The following is a 16088-nucleotide window of genomic DNA, read 5'->3' as shown; positions in this document are numbered from 1 at the left end:
CATGGTTCAACTGCTCAACTACCTGAAGGAATCCCCGTCTCAGACCGCCGGCCCCTATGTGCATATCGGCTGTACGCCGAATTTCGTTGGCATTCACGGCGTCTACGAGACCGATCTCGGCTCGGGCTCGATGGTGAACGACAAGACCCGCGGCGAGCGGATCACCATTCGCGGCTTCGTCTATGACGGGGCGGGGAACCCGCTGAAGGACGCGCTGGTGGAGATCTGGCAGGCAGATGCGGATGGCTTCTACAACAGTCCGTCGGAAACGCGGGGGACAGCAGATCCGAACTTCTTTGGCTGGGCTCGCTGTCCGGGCGACATGGCGACGGGTGAATTCGTGTTCGAGACCATCAAGCCCGGCCGCGTGCCGTTTAAGGACGGACGGCTGATGGCGCCGCATATCAGCTTCTGGATCGTCGCCCGCGGCATCAATATCGGTCTCAACACGCGCATGTACTTCTCCGACGAGGAACAGGCGAATGCAGAAGATCCAATCCTGTCGCGGATAGAGCACCGTGTCCGCGTGCCCACGCTGGTCGGGCAGCGGGAAGGTGATACGGTAACCTTCGACATCCATCTTCAGGGCGAAAAAGAAACGGTCTTTTTCGACGTCTGAGACCGTGACGAAAGAACCAGCATGATCGTTTCGGCTTTCGAACATCCATTTCTGTCCGGCCTTCTGGGTGATGAGGAGGTGACAAAGCTGATGTCGCCGCAAGCCGAGATCGATGCCATGCTCGCTTTCGAGGCTGCACTTGCAAAGGCGCAGGCCGATGAAGGGCTGATTCCCGCGGAAGCCGCCGACCAGATCGTGAATTCGGTCACTTCGTTCACGCCGGACATCGAGGCGCTGCGCGAGGCAACCGGCCGCGATGGTGTCGTCGTTCCCGACCTGGTCAGGCAGTTGCGAACGGCTGTCGGTGGCGGAGCGGCTCTACATCTGCATTTTGGTGTGACCAGCCAAGATGTTATCGATACGGCCCTCATGCTTCGGCTGAAGACGGTGAGCAGTCTCTTGCAAAGGCGGTTGGCACAACTCGAATCGCGGCTGGCGGAGCTTGATCGGCTGTTCGGCTCACGGAGACTGATGGGTTACACACGGATGCAGGCGGCGATTCCCGTCACCGTTTCCGATCGCATCCGGGCATGGCAGGAGCCGCTTGCGCGCCACCGGCAGCGGCTCGAAGCCTTCGAGCGGCATGGCTTCGTTCTCCAGTTCGGCGGTGCAGCAGGGACCCTCGACAAGTTGGGCGACAAAGCGGCATCGGTTCGCGCGGCGCTGGCCTGGGCGCTTGACCTTTCCGACGCGCCGCAATGGCAGAGCCAGCGGGATCGCCTTGCAGAATTCGCCGGCATTCTTTCCCTGATCACCGGTTCGCTGGGCAAGTTCGGCCAAGACATTGCCCTGCTCGCGCAGGCGGGTAGTGAGATCAAACTCGCCGGCGGCGGCGGTTCCTCGGCTATGGCGCATAAGCAGAACCCTGTAGCAGCTGAAGTCCTGGTGGCCCTGGCGCGATATAATGCAGTCCAGCTCTCAGGCATGCAGCAGGCCGTGGTGCATGAACAGGAGCGCTCTGGTGCGGCCTGGACGCTGGAATGGCTGATCCTGCCGCCCATGGTGCAGGCCACAGGAGCCTCGTCGCGGCTTGGCGTCGAGCTTGCCGCCAACATCATTTCGCTCGGCGAGGATGCTGCGCGGGGGACAGACGATCCACGTAATACATAACCGCCCGGAAATTGTTGGCGGCGGAGATTTCATTTTACATTACCTTGCAGCATGTAGAGAACGTTGAGTGATGGAGCGCCCAACGGGGCGATTGGGTTAAGGGAGGGGTTCATGAAGAAGCTGTTTGCGGCTGCAGTCGCTTTGGTTGCATTGTCTGGCGCAGCCTACGCCGATACGATCAAGATCGGGGTTATTGGGCCGTTTTCCGGGCCGTTCGCTCTTCAAGGCAAGAATTTCAAGGCTGGCATCGATGCCTGGTTCGCGCTCAACGGCAACAAGGTCGGCAGCGACGAAATCCAGATCGTCTATCGCGACGTGCCCCAGGCAGATCCGGCCCGCTCAAAGGCGCTCGCCCAGGAATTGGTGGTGCGCGAAGGCGTGCAGTATCTGGCCGGCTTCTACTTCACGCCGGATGCCATGGCGGCGACTGCACTTCTCCAGCAGGGGAACGTCCCTATGGTGGTGATGAACGCCGCGACTTCGGCAATCATAACGTCGAGCCCGCTGGTCGTGCGGACATCATTCACCACTTGGCAGACCACCACGCCGATCGCAAAGGTTGCCAAGGAACAGGGTGTGACAAAGGCGATAACCCTCGTCAGCGATTATGGCCCAGGTATCGATGCAGAGAACGCCTTTAAGGCCGCTTTCGAAAAGGAAGGCGGGAAGGTTGTCGAGACGATCCGCATGCCGCTTTCCACCAACGACTTTGCGCCATTGATGCAGCGCGTCAAGGATTCCGGCGCGGAAGGCCTGTTCACCTTCCTGCCGTCCGGTCCGCCGACGCTCGCCTTCGTCAAGGCCTATAACGACAACGGTCTTAAGACCCGTGGCGTCAAGTTCTACGCCACGGGCGACCTGACCCAGGAATCCGACCTCCCGGCGCTGGGCGATGCGGCCCTTGGTTTGCAGACGACCTATCATTACGCCGTGTCCCACGACTCACCGGAGAACAAGACTTTCGTCGCCGCAGCGGAAAAGGCGATCGGCAATCCGACGGAGCTCTCCTTCCCCGCGGTCGGCGCCTTCGACGGCATGTACGTCATCTCCAAGATGATCGAGGCGACCGGCGGCAAGCAAGACGCCAAAAAGGCCGTCGAGGCTGTGAAGGGCTTGTCCTGGACGAGCCCGCGGGGGCCGGTTTCCATCGACCCCGACAGCCGTCACATCACGGAGAATATCTATCTGCGCGAAGTGTCCAAGGACGCGAACGGCAAATATTACAACAAAGAAGTCCGCACCTTCGAAAAGCAGGGCGATCCCGGTCTGGGATTTGTAAAGAAATAAGTGATGGCGGGAGGCTTCGTCCTCCTGCCTGTTCCCCCGCTAGCCACGGCAGCAGCTTCACCTGAACCTTGAGAGGCAGCACCTCAGCATGCAGACCGTGCTCAGCATTGCCGTTGACGCCCTGGCTTACGGAATGGTGCTGTTCGTCATTTCGATCGGGCTTTCCGTCACCATGGGCCTAATGCGCGTGGTAAACCTCGCGCACGGGGCCTTCGCCATGATCGGAGGCTATTTTGCGTCCTATGCGGTGCGGGATCTGGGGCTCGGGTATGCGGCCGGCATCCTGATCGCGATCGTCGGGACGGTGATCATCGCCATTCCCGTGGAGCGTTTTCTTTATCGCCGCATCTACGGCGCTCCGCAGCTTACCCAGGTGCTGATGACGATCGGCATTACCTTCTGTGTCATCGGCATCACCAACTTTACATTCGGCCCCACGCTGAAGACGGTGCCCCTTCCGGCAATGCTGCAGGGCTCGGTCGATCTCGGCTTCCGCTCCATCGCCACTCACCGCATCTTCGTGATCATCTGCGGGTTTGCGGTCGCGGCCGGGCTCTGGTTCCTGATCGAGCGGACGAATTTCGGCATCAAGCTGCGGGCGACTATCGACAATGCGGCGATGACCGCAGCGCTGGGCGTGCGCACCGAACTCGTTTATGCGGTGAGTTTTGCAGTCGCGATTGCGCTTGCGGCGTTCGGCGGTGTGATCGGCGCTGAGCTTCTGCCGCTCGAACCCTATTACGCGCTGCGCTACATGGTGACCTTCCTGGTTGTCGTCTCGGTCGGCGGTGCCGGCTCCATACCCGGCGCGCTGATCGCCTGCCTTCTCCTTGGAGCCATCGATACCACGGGCCGATACCTAGCGCCCGAATACGGCGAGTTCTTCTTCTACCTTGCCGTCATCCTGATCGTGACGCTCTTTCCCCGCGGTCTCGTCGGGCGGATGAAATAATGGCTGTTTCCATGGATCAAAGTCTTACCGCACCGTCATTGGTCAAGCGCCTTGCCGATAGCGGCCTGATCGGCGTATTCGCCATCGTCCTCGCCGGCGCAATGGGTTACCTCCTCATGCCCAACAATCTGGCGCTGCTGACGCAGATCGTCGCGGTGGCGCTGCTGGTTCTTTCCATTGATCTCGTCACCGGCTATTGCGGCGTCGCAACGCTCGGTCACGCGGCCCTCTTCGGCGCCGGTGCCTATGGTGCAGGCATTGCCGCTGTGCATTTTGGCATCACCGATCCGGTCGCGATGACCGCGGTCGGCCTTCTCGCCGGAGCGCTTGCCGGCCTTGTTTCCGGACTCGTCATACTGCGCGCGCATGGGCTTGCCCAACTGGTCCTTTCCATCGCCGTCATCCATCTCTTCCACGAAGCCGCCAACAAGGCGTCCGGTTGGACCGGCGGCAGCGACGGTCTTTCGGCCATCATGCCGAACGCCTTCTTCGGCTTGTTCGAGTTCGACCTGTGGGGCAGGACAGCCTATGTCTACGGTGTCGTTCTGCTTGGACTGGTGTTTATTCTGCTTCAGATACTTGTTCGCTCGCCCTTCGGCATGCTGGCGCGGGGCGTCAGGCAGGATCAGATCCGCATTGCCGCCATGGGGGCATCGTCTCATGCGGTTCTGCTGCGCATGTATGTCATCTCGGGCGCCGTCGCCGGCATCGGAGGAGCGCTGTCTGCCATTTCCACGCAGGTGGTCGGGCTCGACAGCCTGTCGTTCACACTTTCGGCCGAGGCGCTGGTCATGCTCGTACTCGGCGGCACCGGCTCGCTCTACGGGGCAATGATCGGCACGGTGGTGTTCATGCTGTTCGAGGACACGCTGTCAGCTGCAAACCCGTTCCACTGGCTGACGGTCGTCGGCGCACTTTTGATCGCGGTGGTGCTCTTTGCGCCGAAAGGTCTCTATGGAACGGCCGTGGCGCTGGCTGATCGGTTTAGGCGGAGGCCCGCATGACCCCCGTGTTCGAGGTGCAGAATCTCAACAAGAAATTCGGCGGGCTCGTCGTCACCAATGACGTCTCGCTGTCGATGGCGCCGGGAGACCGCCTGGCGTTGATCGGACCAAACGGTGCTGGTAAGACGACCTTCATCAATCTCGTCACCGGCAATCTTGCCCCGGATGCAGGACATGTGCAGCTTTCGGGTGAAGATGTGACGCGCATGAGGCCGGCGCAGCGGGTGCGGCGCGGACTGGTCCGCTCCTTTCAGGTGACGCGCCTCTTCCACGACATGACCCCCGAAGAGCATCTGGCGCTGGCCATCCTCCAGCGCGAGGGCCGCTCTGGACAGATGTTCGGTCACTATTCCGGGCGTGTTCGCGTCATGGATGAGACGGCGGCATTGCTCGACCAGCTTGGTCTGTTCGACCTGCGCCATCTGAAGGTTCGCGAGATTGCTTATGGTCAGCAGCGCCTTCTGGAAATTGCCATGGCCATGGCACTGAAGCCAAAAGTGCTCCTGCTCGATGAGCCTGCCGCAGGCGTGCCGCAATCGGAGACAGCGCTTGTCGAAGCGGCGCTGGACAGCCTGCCCTCCGACCTCGCCATCCTGATGATCGATCACGACATGGATCTGGTATTCCGCTTTGCCAAACGTGTCGTCGTGCTGGCAGCGGGAACGGTGATCTTCGACGGCCTGCCCGAGGATGTAACGAAGGACAGCCGGGTGAGGGAAGCCTATCTGGGGAGTTATGCCGATGCCGGCAGCACCGCTTGAGATCCGCAACCTTTCGGCCGGTTACGGGCCGACACGGGTCATCGACGATATGTCCTTTTCCGTCGCTGCCGGCCATCGGCTGGCGGTGCTCGGACGCAATGGCATGGGCAAGACGAGTCTCTTTGCAACTTTAGCCGGTCAGACGCGGCGGTTCGGCGGGGAGATCCGGCTCGGCGGGCGTGATCTGGCCCGTGAGCCGAGTGCTGCACGAGCTCTGGCTGGCCTTGGATATGTGCCGCAGACGCGCGACGTATTTCCGACACTGAGTGTCGAAGAAAATTTGCTCGTCGGCCTGAAACGGCGGCCGAAGACGGCCATCGAAGAAGCCTACGACATGTTCCCCCGCCTCAAGGAACGGCGCCGGAACCTTGGCGGTCAGTTGTCGGGCGGGGAGCAGCAGATGCTATCGACCGCGCGGACCATTCTTGGCCAGCCGAGCGTGCTGCTGCTCGACGAGCCGCTTGAAGGGCTTGCTCCCGTGATCTGCGAGGAATTGATGGCAGTCTTTTCAGAGCTTGCCCAGAGCGGCCAAATGACGATCCTGCTCGTGGAGCAGCGCATTCAGAATGCGCTCGATTTTGCCGACTCCGTGATAATCCTGGAGCGAGGACGCATTGCCTGGCAGGGCACGCCGTCAGCACTCACCGCCGATCACGCCGCAATCGACCGCTTCCTTGGCGTCGGCGGGCTTCATTGAGGTTGCTCCGGCTTATTCTCGTGTCGCGGCAGTCTGGTTAGCAGACTGAAGCGCCGAAATATCCTTTCGGATATAACGCTAGCCAAGCTGCCAGACTTCGATATATTCAGTAGGATATCTCGAATCCCGGAGAATTCATGCTTCCCAATCGCTCAAACCTCCTTCGCCTTGCTGCTGCCTCGGTCGCCGTGATCCTCTCTGTTGTGGCGTCGATCTTGCCCGCCTCAGCCGAAGAGAAAGTCACGGTCTTTGCTGCAGCCAGCATGAAGAACGCTCTCGACAACGCCAACAAGGCATGGGGCCACGAGGTGACGGTGTCCTATGCGGCAAGCTCGGCGCTCGCCAAACAGATCGAAGGCGGGGCGCCTGCCGACATCTTCATCTCCGCCGATCTCGACTGGATGAAATATCTCACTGACAGACACTTGGTTAAAGAGGACAATAGGGCGAACCTTCTCGGCAACCGGATCGTTCTCGTCGCGCCGAAGGACACCGGCAAGCCGCTCGATATAAAGCCCGGCTTCGACCTTGCGGGCCTGCTCAAGGGCGGGAAACTTGCGATGGGCGAACCAAATTCGGTGCCTGCCGGCAAATATGGGAAAGCTGCCCTGGAGAAGCTGGGTGTCTGGTCCTCGGTTGAAAAAAACGTGGCAAGCGCCGAAAGCGTCCGCGCGGCACTGGCTCTGGTTTCGCGTGGCGAGGCGCCCTTCGGGATCGTCTACCAGACGGATGCGGCAGCCGACCCTGGCGTCATGGTGGTCGGCACGTTCCCGCAGGACAGCCATCCGCCGATCATCTATCCGGTGGCCATCCTCACCGAAAGCAAGTCGGCGGAGGCTGCCGCCTATCTCGATTTCCTGAAATCTGCCGAGGCCGCCCCCTTCTTCGAGAAGGAAGGCTTTACGGTTCTGAAGTAAGCCTCAGGCAAGCTCGTCCTCGCGCGGTAGGGCTCCGGAGCTTGGTGACGTATGACAGACTGGCTGGCACTGAGCGACGAGGAATGGACGGCGATCCGGCTCAGCCTGCGCGTCTCCAGCGTTGCCATGCTGGCAAGCCTGCCCTTCGGTATTCTGATGGCCTATGTCCTTGCGCGGGGAAGGTTCTGGGGCAAGTCGCTCCTGAACGGGCTCGTGCACCTGCCTCTGATCCTGCCGCCTGTGGTCACGGGTTTTCTGCTGCTCGTGGTGTTTGGCCGTCGCGGTGCAGTCGGCGGCCTTCTCGATCATTATCTCGGCATCGTGCTCTCCTTCCGCTGGACGGGCGCGGCGCTTGCCTGCGCGGTCATGGGGTTCCCTTTGATGGTCCGCTCAATCCGCCTGTCGATTGAAAATGTCGATCGCAAGCTGGAAGAAGCCGCCGGCACGCTTGGGGCTAACCCCGCATGGGTGTTCATCACCGTCACGCTGCCACTCATCCTGCCGGGTGTGATTGCAGGAATGATTCTTTCGTTTGCCAAGGCCATGGGCGAATTCGGCGCCACCATTACCTTCGTCTCCAACATTCCCGGCGAGACGCAGACGCTTTCCGCCGCCATCTACACGTTCACCCAGGTTCCTGGCGGAGACGCGGGCGCCATGCGGCTGACCATCGTTGCCGTGGTCATCTCTTTCGCGGCACTGCTCGCCTCGGAGTTTCTCGCCTATCGGGTAGGCAGGAAGGTTCATCCCGCATGAAGGAGACTGCGCTGGTCGTGGAGGTAAGGCAGAGACTTGGCAGTTTCGTGCTCGATGCAGCCTTTACGGCGGAAAGCGGGGTGACCGCCCTGTTCGGGCGCTCCGGCTCCGGCAAGACATCCCTGATCCGCGTCATCGCCGGCCTTGCCCGCCCCTCCGCGGGCCGCGTCTCGATCGGTGATGACGTTCTTCTTGACACGGAGTGTGGCGTCTTCATTCCGAAGCACAAGCGTCGCTTCGGCTATGTCTTCCAGGAAGCACGACTGCTTCCCCATCTTTCCGTGCGCCAGAACCTCCGCTACGGCCGATGGTTTGCAAGACAGGCAGCGCCAGCGGACGAATTCGAGCGAGTGGTCGAGATGCTGGGGATCGGCAGTCTGCTGGATCGGCGTCCGGAGAAGCTTTCGGGCGGCGAAAAGCAGCGGGTGGCGATCGGCCGTGCGCTTCTGTCGGCGCCGAGGCTGCTTTTGATGGATGAACCGCTGGCCGCATTGGACGAGGAGCGCAAGGCGGAGATCCTCCCCTATCTGGAGCGGCTACGGGACGAGAGCCTTGTTCCCATCGTCTATGTCAGCCATTCGGTTGCCGAAGTGGCGCGTCTTGCGGACCGCGTTGTCGTTCTGACCAACGGTCGGGTCGAGGCTATCGGCACGCCGGCAGATATCTTCTCCCATACAAGCGACCGGCGCGACGCCGGAGCCGTGCTGATGGGACGCGTGACAAATATCGACGTCGCTCATCGCTTGGTCACTGTCGGTCTGTCTCGCGGTGACATCATCGTGCCGAATGCAAATGTCGAGCTTGGCCGCGAAGTGCGGCTGCACGTACCGGAGCGGGATGTACTGCTGGCGACGCAGCGCCCGTTGGGCATCAGTGCGCTCAACATCCTGGAGGGCCGGATTGTCGCCATCGAGCCAGAGGCAGAGGGCGCGGTCCGCATCCGGGTTCAATGCGGCGAAGATGTCATCCTCGCCCGCATTACCGCGCTATCCGTGGAGCGGCTCGCGCTGCAACTCGGCATGCCGGTCTTCGCCATCATCAAGACCGTCGCCCTGCAAAGATAGGCGTAGTCGCCCATAGAGGATTGCCGCGGATTGACCTCGGCGTCACGACAGAGGATGTATAGGGTCTTTCTTGAAGGTATGGGGCCTTCGCTCAAGTGAAATCCATGCCGCCAGAAGCAAAAAAGAAGAGCCGTGTTACGCTTCTTGACGTTGCACGCAGCGCCAATGTCTCGCGGGCAACCGCATCGCTTGTTATCCGCAAGAGTGCGCTGGTGGGGGCTGAAACCCGTGCGCGGGTCGAGCAGGTCATGCGCGACCTCGGCTATGTCTACAATATGGGAGCGGCACGCCTGCGGGCGGAGCGGAGCCACACTGTGGGCGTCATCGTGCCGAACCTGACCAATCCCTTCTTTGCAGAGCTTCTTTCCGGCATCGAGGCGATTGTCGATTCGGCGGGCATGGTGGTTTTGCTTGCCAATAGCGGAGATCAGCCGGACCGCCAGGACATGCTGATGCGCCGCATGCGCGAACACGGCGTCGATGGGGTAATACTCTGCCCCGCCGCCGATACGGAGCCGGATCTTCTGGTACAGGCGTTCGAATGGCAGTTGCCCGTGGTGCAGGCGCTGCGGCACATATCGGCACAAACCGATTATGCCGGCGCAGACTATGAGGGAGGTATGCGGCAGGCGGTGGATTATCTCGCCTCGCTCGGCCATAGGGCCATAGCTTTCGCCGTCCATGGACCGGTCCATTCAGCCTACCACGAGCGCGTCGATGGGTTCCGCACAGCAATGGATGCGCGAGGTTTGGCGGCCAACATGATCGTGCGTGTTCCTGATGCAACCTCTCTTATTCCCTCCGCAGCTCCGCTTCTGTTCGAGGCACAGCATAAACCGACCGCGGTCATCTGTTTCAACGACGTGCTTGCGCTCGGTCTTTCCGCCGGACTGCACGACATGGGATTGAAGGTGGGCCAGGATTTCTCGCTGCTCGGCTTCGACGACGTCACCGATGCTGAAACCATGCGCCCGCGCTTGAGTTCGGTGTCCACGGCGCCAGTGATCATCGGCGAGAATGCGGGGCGACTTCTGCTCGACCGGCTGGCAAATCCGTCAAGTCCGGCGCAACGGATCGTCACGGAAACACGTCTGCATATCCGCCAGTCGTGCATTTCGCCGCTGTAACCAGCGCCCGAACAGATATGCTCTCGTGTTCGTCAGTCGGGTGATGTAGCTTTTCGTAAGGGAGCCGGAGGAGTTTGTACCTTGCCGATCATCACCACAGCCGGCTGGTCGATTGCCAAAACAGTGGCTGCCAGCTTTCCGGAAGAAGGAAGCGGGCTCTCTCGCTACGCTTCGATTTTCAACGGTGTGGAAATCAACTCGACCTTCTATCGTCGCCACAAACAATCGACATTCGCCCGCTGGGCGGCCTCCGTGCCTGAAGATTTCCGGTTCTCCGTCAAAATCCCCAAGGAGATCACCCACGTTCGAAAGCTGGTGGACATCAAGGACGTGTTCGAGAGTTTCCTTCAGGACATCGCGCCGCTCGATGGAAAACGCGGTCCCCTGCTTTGTCAGCTTCCTCCGTCGCTTGCCTTCGATCCGGATGGCATTTCGATCGCGTTGGACGTGATGCGGAGTGTGGATTCCGGCCCGATCGTCATGGAAGCCCGGCATAAAAGCTGGGCGTCGGATTCCGCGGTCGGCTTGCTCGACCGGTTTTGCATCGGGCGGGTTCTGGCGGATCCAGCGCCGGTTTGGCCAGCGGAGGAATTCCAGGAGCCGCCTCTCTATGTCCGTCTGCACGGCAAGCCGAAGATCTATTATTCGAACTACGATGACGAGGAGATCAACTTTTTTGCCGAAAGGCTCACTGAAGGCAGCTGGTGCGTCTTTGACAACACGGCATCGGGTGCTGCCATTGAAAACGCCCTGATAATGCTTTCAAAGACCCGATTTTAGGAAATTCCTATAGGATTCCTATATCTTTCCTTTTTCCTCAATCTCGATCCCCTATGCCGTTCGGGCGCATATGCCTGGTTAGATGCAGATCCCGCATCTCGAAGCCAGAAAGCATGAAGGCCCGCATTTTGATCGGCGCCTTCGTCTTCCCTGACTCCACGAACTCAGGAGTCCTGATCAATGATGGATATCATCTTACTCGGCGCGGCCGTCGCCTTCTTCGGCCTTTGCTTTGCCTATACCAGCGCCTGCAACAGGCTGTGAGGGAGAGGCCAATGACCTTCGATTACATTCTCGGCGGCGCGGTCACCCTCTTCCTGACCGTCTACCTCACCTATGCTCTCATCCGTCCCGAGCGCTTCTGACAGAAGCCGCCGGATGCCCGAAAGTTTCCTCCCATGACCCTTAACGGATGGCTACAGATCCTTGTTTTCTGCGGGATCGTGCTTGCGCTCGTCAAACCGCTCGGCGCCTATATGACGAAAGTCTTCTCAGGCGAGCGCACCTTTCTTTCCTTCGTCCTCGCTCCTGTGGAACGAGGACTTTACGCGCTTGCCGGAACCAGCGAACGTGAAGAACAGCACTGGAGCGCATACGCGTTCTCCATGCTGATGTTCAACCTGCTCGGCGTTCTTCTGCTGTACGCGATCCTGCGCCTGCAGGCAGTGCTTCCTCTCAATCCGGCCGGCATGGCTGCCGTCCCGCCGGAGCTTTCCTTCAATACCGCCGTCAGTTTCGTCACCAATACCAACTGGCAGAACTACGGCGGTGAAAGCACCATGTCCTATCTGACCCAGATGATGGGTCTCAGCGTGCAGAACTTCATCTCTGCGGCGACCGGCATGGCTATCGCCGTTGCGCTGATACGTGCGTTTTCGCGCGCCTCGGGCAAGGCGATCGGCAATTTCTGGGTCGATATGATCCGTTCGACCCTCTACATCCTCCTGCCGATCTGCATTGTCCTGACGCTCGTCTATGTGGGGCTTGGCGTGCCGCAGACCTTCGGGCCCTACGTCGATGCAACGACGCTCGAAGGCGCCAAGCAGACAATCGCGCTCGGCCCGGTCGCCTCCCAGCTCGCCGTGAAAATGCTCGGCACGAACGGCGGCGGCTTCTTCAACGCCAACTCGGCTCATCCATTCGAGAACCCCGACGCCATCTCGAACCTCATCCAGATGGTTTCCATCTTCGCGATCGGTGCTGCGCTTACCAACGTCTTCGGACGGATGGTCGGAAACCAGCGCCAGGGCTGGGCCATTCTCGGCGCGATGGGCGTTCTCTTTATTGCAGGCGTTGCCGTCACATATTGGGCGGAAGCTGCCGGCAATCCGCTGATGCATGCCTTCGGGCTGCAGGGCGGCAATATGGAAGGCAAGGAAGTCCGCTTCGGCACGGCCATGTCGTCCCTCTTTGCGGTCATCACGACCGCTGCCTCCTGCGGAGCGGTCAACGCCATGCACGGCTCGTTCACGGCGCTCGGCGGCTTGATCCCGCTCATCAACATGCAACTCGGCGAGGTCATCGTCGGCGGCGTCGGTGCGGGCTTCTACGGCATCGTGTTGTTCATCGTAGTCGCAGTCTTCGTGGCGGGCCTGATGGTCGGCCGTACACCCGAATACCTGGGCAAGAAGATCGAAGCCAAGGAAATGAAGATGGCAGTGCTGGCCGTATTGTGCCTGCCGCTCGCCATGCTCGTCTTCGCGGCCGTCGCCTCCGTGCTGCCCTCCGCCGTTGCCTCCATCGGCACGGCAGGCCCGCATGGTTTCTCGGAAATCCTCTATGCCTATACGTCGGCGGCTGCCAATAACGGTTCAGCGTTCGGCGGGCTGACCGGCAATACCCCCTGGTACAACATCACGCTCGGCATCGGCATGCTGGCAGGCCGCTTCCTGGTCATCATCCCGGCACTTGCGATTGCTGGTTCGCTGGTCACCAAGAAGAAGGTTCCCGCGTCAGCCGGCACTTTCCCGACGGACGGTCCGCTGTTCGTCGGTCTGCTGGTCGGAACAATCCTGATCGTCGGCGGCCTCACCTTCTTCCCGGCGCTCGCGCTCGGACCGGTGGTAGAGCACCTAGTGATGATCGCCGGACAGACCTTCTGAGGGCCGCACCATGAAAAGCCCGGAACTGCGCCAGCCCCAATCCAGCTCCGCCTCGCGATCGCGAGGCGGCCAGCCAGACCGGTGGTGCTGCGCTTCAAACGTAATTCTCGCAATGATGGCGGGTTTCTTCGCCATCATCTGCGCCGTCGAAATCCTGCACGGCTGACCCGGTGTCCCTGACTTCAGGGCATGTCGGTCGCCTCTTGGCAACACTGGAGCCTCTCATGAGCCAGTCCAAATCCGCGAGTATCCTCGATAGTCGCATTCTCATTCCCGCCATCGGCGGTGCATTTACCAAACTCGATCCACGCGCCCTTGCGCGCAACCCGGTCATGTTTGTGGTGGCGACAGTGTCGGTCCTCACCACCGTCCTTTTCCTCCGCGATCTTCTGACTGGCGGCGGCGATCTCGGCTTCTCGTTCCAGATCAATGTCTGGCTCTGGTTCACTGTGCTGTTCGCCAATTTCGCGGAAGCCGTTGCCGAAGGCCGCGGCAAGGCGCAGGCCGACTCGTTGCGTAAGACGCGCACCGAAACCCAGGCCAAGCTCCTGTCCGGTTCGGACCGGGCGAAATATACGATGGTGTCCGGCACCAGCCTCAAGGTCAACGACGTCGTCATCGTCGAAGCCGGCGATATCATCCCCTCGGATGGCGAGGTGATCGAAGGGGTCGCTTCGGTCAACGAAGCGGCGATCACAGGCGAATCGGCACCGGTCATCCGGGAATCGGGCGGCGACCGTTCAGCGGTGACGGGCGGCACCCAGGTTCTGTCCGACTGGATCCGGGTGCGCATTACCGCCGCTGCCGGCTCCACCTTCATCGATCGGATGATTGCCCTGGTCGAAGGCGCGGAACGCCAGAAGACACCGAACGAGATCGCGCTCAACATCCTGCTTGCAGGCATGACGCTGATCTTTGTGCTTGCCACGGCAACCATTCCGAGCTTCGCCGCCTATGCGGGCGGATCGATCCCGATCATCGTGCTGGTGGCCCTGTTCGTGACGTTGATCCCGACCACGATCGGCGCGCTTTTGTCGGCTATCGGTATCGCAGGCATGGACCGCCTGGTGCGGTTCAACGTGCTCGCCATGTCAGGCCGCGCTGTCGAGGCGGCCGGCGACGTCGATACGCTGCTTCTCGACAAGACGGGGACGATCACGCTCGGCAACCGCCAGGCAACGGCGTTCCTGCCTGTTCGTGGCGTCACGGAACAGGAACTCGCAGACGCGGCACAGCTTGCTTCGCTCGCTGACGAGACGCCGGAAGGCCGATCGATCACCGTGCTGGCCAAGGAAAAATATGCGATCCGCGCCCGCGACATGGCCAGCCTACAGGCGACCTTCATTCCCTTTACCGCACAGACCCGCATGAGTGGCGTCGATTTGGAAGGTTCCTCGATCCGCAAAGGCGCCGTTGATGCCGTTCTTGCCTATGTAAGCTCGGGCTCGCTGCCGGTATCGGGAAATGTGGCCATCGCTGCTGGCGTGGAGAGCGACACTGTACGTGAACTGCGTGCGATCTCGGAAGAGATCGCCAAGGCCGGAGCAACCCCGCTCGCCGTTGCTCGCGACGGCAAGCTGCTTGGCATCATCCAGCTCAAGGACATCGTCAAGGGCGGCATCAGCGAGCGGTTCTCCGAACTCCGCCGCATGGGCATCCGCACGGTGATGATCACCGGCGACAACCCGATGACCGCAGCGGCAATTGCGGCGGAAGCCGGGGTCGACGATTTCCTGGCCCAGGCAACGCCGGAAATGAAGCTGTCGCTGATCCGCGAGGAACAGGCCAAGGGCAAGCTGGTGGCCATGTGCGGCGACGGCACAAACGACGCTCCGGCCCTTGCGCAGGCGGATGTGGGCGTTGCCATGAACACGGGCACGGTGGCCGCCCGCGAGGCCGGCAACATGGTCGATCTGGACAGCGACCCGACCAAACTCATCGAGATCGTCGAAATCGGCAAGCAGTTGCTGATGACCCGCGGCGCGCTCACAACATTTTCGATCGCCAACGATATCGCCAAGTATTTCGCCATCATCCCGGCGATGTTCCTGGCCTTCTACCCGCAGCTCGGCGTCCTCAACATCATGGGGCTCGCCACGCCGCAGAGCGCCATCCTTTCGGCGATCATCTTCAATGCGTTGATCATCATCGCGCTCATCCCGCTCTCGCTGAGAGGCGTAAAGTATCGTGCGGTCGGAGCCGGTGCGCTCCTGTCCCGCAACCTGCTCGTCTACGGCCTCGGCGGCATCATCGTTCCCTTTGTCGGCATCAAGGCCATCGATATGGCCATCACTGCCGTCGGTCTTGTTTAAGGAGCCCCGTCATGCTGAAAGAACTTCGTCCCGCGATCGTCATGATCGTCGCAACAACCGTCATCACCGGCCTGATCTACCCGTTTGCCATGACCGGCGTGGCACAGGCCATATTCCCGGCCAAAGCGAACGGCAGCCTCATCGAGAAGAACGGACAGGTCGTCGGATCATCCCTGATCGGCCAGGCCTTTGCCGGTGAGCAATACTTCCACGGCAGGCCTTCGGCCGCCGGAGCAAACGGCTATGACGCAACCGCCTCCTCAGGCTCCAATCTCGGTCCGACCAGCGGCAAGCTGATCGACCGGGTAAAGTCCGATTATGAAGCGGCCAAGGCGACCAATCCCGGCGCCGAGGTGCCCGCCGATCTGGTCACCGCTTCCGGCAGCGGGCTCGACCCGCACATCTCGCCGGAAGCTGCTCTCTTCCAGGTGCCGCGCATCGCCAAGGCGCGCAACATGGACGAAAATGCTGTGCGCGCTTTGGTGGATGATCATGTCGAAGGCCGTGAATTGGGCTTTCTCGGAGAGCCGGTCGTCAACGTGCTTGCGTTGAACATGGCACTGGATACCTCTATCAAGCAGTGAAGTGCCGAGCGGCCCC

At 60.9% G+C, this 16088-nt stretch carries 16 protein-coding genes; all 16 read left to right on the top strand.

Translation table 11 applies throughout. The features are described 5' to 3' along the window. The first annotated feature begins 1 nt into the window (after position 1). The 16 genes from pcaG (at position 2) to kdpC (ending at position 16072) form a co-directional block, all read left to right on the top strand. Positions 2 to 619, top strand: a complete 618-nt coding sequence (pcaG, locus tag EPK99_RS00900) for a protocatechuate 3,4-dioxygenase subunit alpha (protein ID WP_128440759.1) — start codon at positions 2 to 4, stop codon at positions 617 to 619. 21 nt (positions 620 to 640) lie between these two features. Beyond that, positions 641 to 1729: a 3-carboxy-cis,cis-muconate cycloisomerase gene (locus tag EPK99_RS00895; RefSeq protein ID WP_128440758.1), complete on the top strand. Its 1089-nt coding sequence runs from the start codon at positions 641 to 643 to the stop codon at positions 1727 to 1729. A 111-nt stretch (positions 1730 to 1840) separates the two neighbouring features. After that, a complete protein-coding gene (locus EPK99_RS00890) occupies positions 1841 to 3016 on the top strand; it encodes an ABC transporter substrate-binding protein (RefSeq protein WP_128440757.1) in 1176 nt (391 codons plus the stop codon). A gap of 88 nt (positions 3017 to 3104) precedes the next feature. Further along, positions 3105 to 3968: a branched-chain amino acid ABC transporter permease gene (locus EPK99_RS00885; RefSeq protein ID WP_128440756.1), complete on the top strand. Its 864-nt coding sequence runs from the start codon at positions 3105 to 3107 to the stop codon at positions 3966 to 3968. After that, positions 3968 to 4972: a branched-chain amino acid ABC transporter permease gene (locus EPK99_RS00880; RefSeq protein WP_164901659.1), complete on the top strand. Its 1005-nt coding sequence runs from the start codon at positions 3968 to 3970 to the stop codon at positions 4970 to 4972. The genes EPK99_RS00885 and EPK99_RS00880 overlap by 1 nt, the downstream gene beginning before the upstream one ends. Beyond that, positions 4969 to 5733 (top strand): ABC transporter ATP-binding protein, encoded by a 765-nt coding sequence (locus EPK99_RS00875; protein WP_128440755.1) that lies wholly within the window; start codon positions 4969 to 4971, stop codon positions 5731 to 5733. The genes EPK99_RS00880 and EPK99_RS00875 overlap by 4 nt, the downstream gene beginning before the upstream one ends. Continuing rightward, positions 5714 to 6430 (top strand): ABC transporter ATP-binding protein, encoded by a 717-nt coding sequence (locus EPK99_RS00870; protein ID WP_128440754.1) that lies wholly within the window; start codon positions 5714 to 5716, stop codon positions 6428 to 6430. The genes EPK99_RS00875 and EPK99_RS00870 overlap by 20 nt, the downstream gene beginning before the upstream one ends. A 137-nt stretch (positions 6431 to 6567) precedes the next feature. Further along, positions 6568 to 7347, top strand: coding sequence for a molybdate ABC transporter substrate-binding protein (gene modA / locus EPK99_RS00865; protein ID WP_128440753.1), 780 nt, complete (start codon positions 6568 to 6570; stop codon positions 7345 to 7347). A 51-nt stretch (positions 7348 to 7398) separates the two neighbouring features. Beyond that, positions 7399 to 8103, top strand: a complete 705-nt coding sequence (gene modB / locus EPK99_RS00860; RefSeq protein ID WP_128440752.1) for a molybdate ABC transporter permease subunit — start codon at positions 7399 to 7401, stop codon at positions 8101 to 8103. After that, entirely contained in the window at positions 8100 to 9167 is a 1068-nt protein-coding gene (modC, locus tag EPK99_RS00855; RefSeq protein ID WP_128440751.1) for a molybdenum ABC transporter ATP-binding protein, read from the top strand. The genes modB and modC overlap by 4 nt, the downstream gene beginning before the upstream one ends. A 104-nt stretch (positions 9168 to 9271) precedes the next feature. Further along, positions 9272 to 10294, top strand: coding sequence for a LacI family DNA-binding transcriptional regulator (locus EPK99_RS00850; protein ID WP_128440750.1), 1023 nt, complete (start codon positions 9272 to 9274; stop codon positions 10292 to 10294). Between the two features lie 81 nt (positions 10295 to 10375). Beyond that, positions 10376 to 11074, top strand: a complete 699-nt coding sequence (locus tag EPK99_RS00845; protein WP_128440749.1) for a DUF72 domain-containing protein — start codon at positions 10376 to 10378, stop codon at positions 11072 to 11074. Positions 11075 to 11349: 275 nt separating this feature from the next. Beyond that, entirely contained in the window at positions 11350 to 11439 is a 90-nt protein-coding gene (locus EPK99_RS00840) for a K(+)-transporting ATPase subunit F (protein ID WP_128440748.1), read from the top strand. Between the two features lie 33 nt (positions 11440 to 11472). After that, positions 11473 to 13176, top strand: a complete 1704-nt coding sequence (kdpA, locus tag EPK99_RS00835) for a potassium-transporting ATPase subunit KdpA (RefSeq protein ID WP_128440747.1) — start codon at positions 11473 to 11475, stop codon at positions 13174 to 13176. Between the two features lie 224 nt (positions 13177 to 13400). Then, a complete protein-coding gene (gene kdpB, locus EPK99_RS00830; RefSeq protein WP_128440746.1) occupies positions 13401 to 15488 on the top strand; it encodes a potassium-transporting ATPase subunit KdpB in 2088 nt (695 codons plus the stop codon). Positions 15489 to 15499: 11 nt separating this feature from the next. Then, complete coding sequence (kdpC, locus tag EPK99_RS00825) at positions 15500 to 16072, top strand: potassium-transporting ATPase subunit KdpC (protein ID WP_128440745.1); 573 nt, start codon at positions 15500 to 15502, stop codon at positions 16070 to 16072. The last annotated feature ends 16 nt before the right edge of the window (positions 16073 to 16088 follow it).

Origin of the sequence: Neorhizobium lilium, assembly GCF_004053875.1 — a bacterium.
Taxonomy (GTDB): Bacteria; Pseudomonadota; Alphaproteobacteria; order Rhizobiales; family Rhizobiaceae; genus Neorhizobium; species Neorhizobium lilii.
This window is presented reverse-complemented; position numbering and strand designations above follow the sequence as displayed.

What these genes read in the sequence shown, in the direction of transcription:
- modA (WP_128440753.1), top strand. Translation starts at nt 6,568, where the DNA reads ATGCTTCCCAATCGCTCAAACCTCCTTCGCCTTGCTGCTGCCTCGGTC.
- EPK99_RS00885 (WP_128440756.1), top strand. Translation starts at nt 3,105, where the DNA reads ATGCAGACCGTGCTCAGCATTGCCGTTGACGCCCTGGCTTACGGAATG.
- EPK99_RS00890 (WP_128440757.1), top strand. Translation starts at nt 1,841, where the DNA reads ATGAAGAAGCTGTTTGCGGCTGCAGTCGCTTTGGTTGCATTGTCTGGC.
- pcaG (WP_128440759.1), top strand. Translation starts at nt 2, where the DNA reads ATGGTTCAACTGCTCAACTACCTGAAGGAATCCCCGTCTCAGACCGCC.
- EPK99_RS00875 (WP_128440755.1), top strand. Translation starts at nt 4,969, where the DNA reads ATGACCCCCGTGTTCGAGGTGCAGAATCTCAACAAGAAATTCGGCGGG.
- kdpB (WP_128440746.1), top strand. Translation starts at nt 13,401, where the DNA reads ATGAGCCAGTCCAAATCCGCGAGTATCCTCGATAGTCGCATTCTCATT.
- EPK99_RS00895 (WP_128440758.1), top strand. Translation starts at nt 641, where the DNA reads ATGATCGTTTCGGCTTTCGAACATCCATTTCTGTCCGGCCTTCTGGGT.
- kdpA (WP_128440747.1), top strand. Translation starts at nt 11,473, where the DNA reads ATGACCCTTAACGGATGGCTACAGATCCTTGTTTTCTGCGGGATCGTG.
- modB (WP_128440752.1), top strand. Translation starts at nt 7,399, where the DNA reads ATGACAGACTGGCTGGCACTGAGCGACGAGGAATGGACGGCGATCCGG.
- EPK99_RS00880 (WP_164901659.1), top strand. Translation starts at nt 3,968, where the DNA reads ATGGCTGTTTCCATGGATCAAAGTCTTACCGCACCGTCATTGGTCAAG.
- modC (WP_128440751.1), top strand. Translation starts at nt 8,100, where the DNA reads ATGAAGGAGACTGCGCTGGTCGTGGAGGTAAGGCAGAGACTTGGCAGT.
- EPK99_RS00870 (WP_128440754.1), top strand. Translation starts at nt 5,714, where the DNA reads ATGCCGGCAGCACCGCTTGAGATCCGCAACCTTTCGGCCGGTTACGGG.
- kdpC (WP_128440745.1), top strand. Translation starts at nt 15,500, where the DNA reads ATGCTGAAAGAACTTCGTCCCGCGATCGTCATGATCGTCGCAACAACC.
- EPK99_RS00850 (WP_128440750.1), top strand. Translation starts at nt 9,272, where the DNA reads ATGCCGCCAGAAGCAAAAAAGAAGAGCCGTGTTACGCTTCTTGACGTT.
- EPK99_RS00840 (WP_128440748.1), top strand. Translation starts at nt 11,350, where the DNA reads ATGACCTTCGATTACATTCTCGGCGGCGCGGTCACCCTCTTCCTGACC.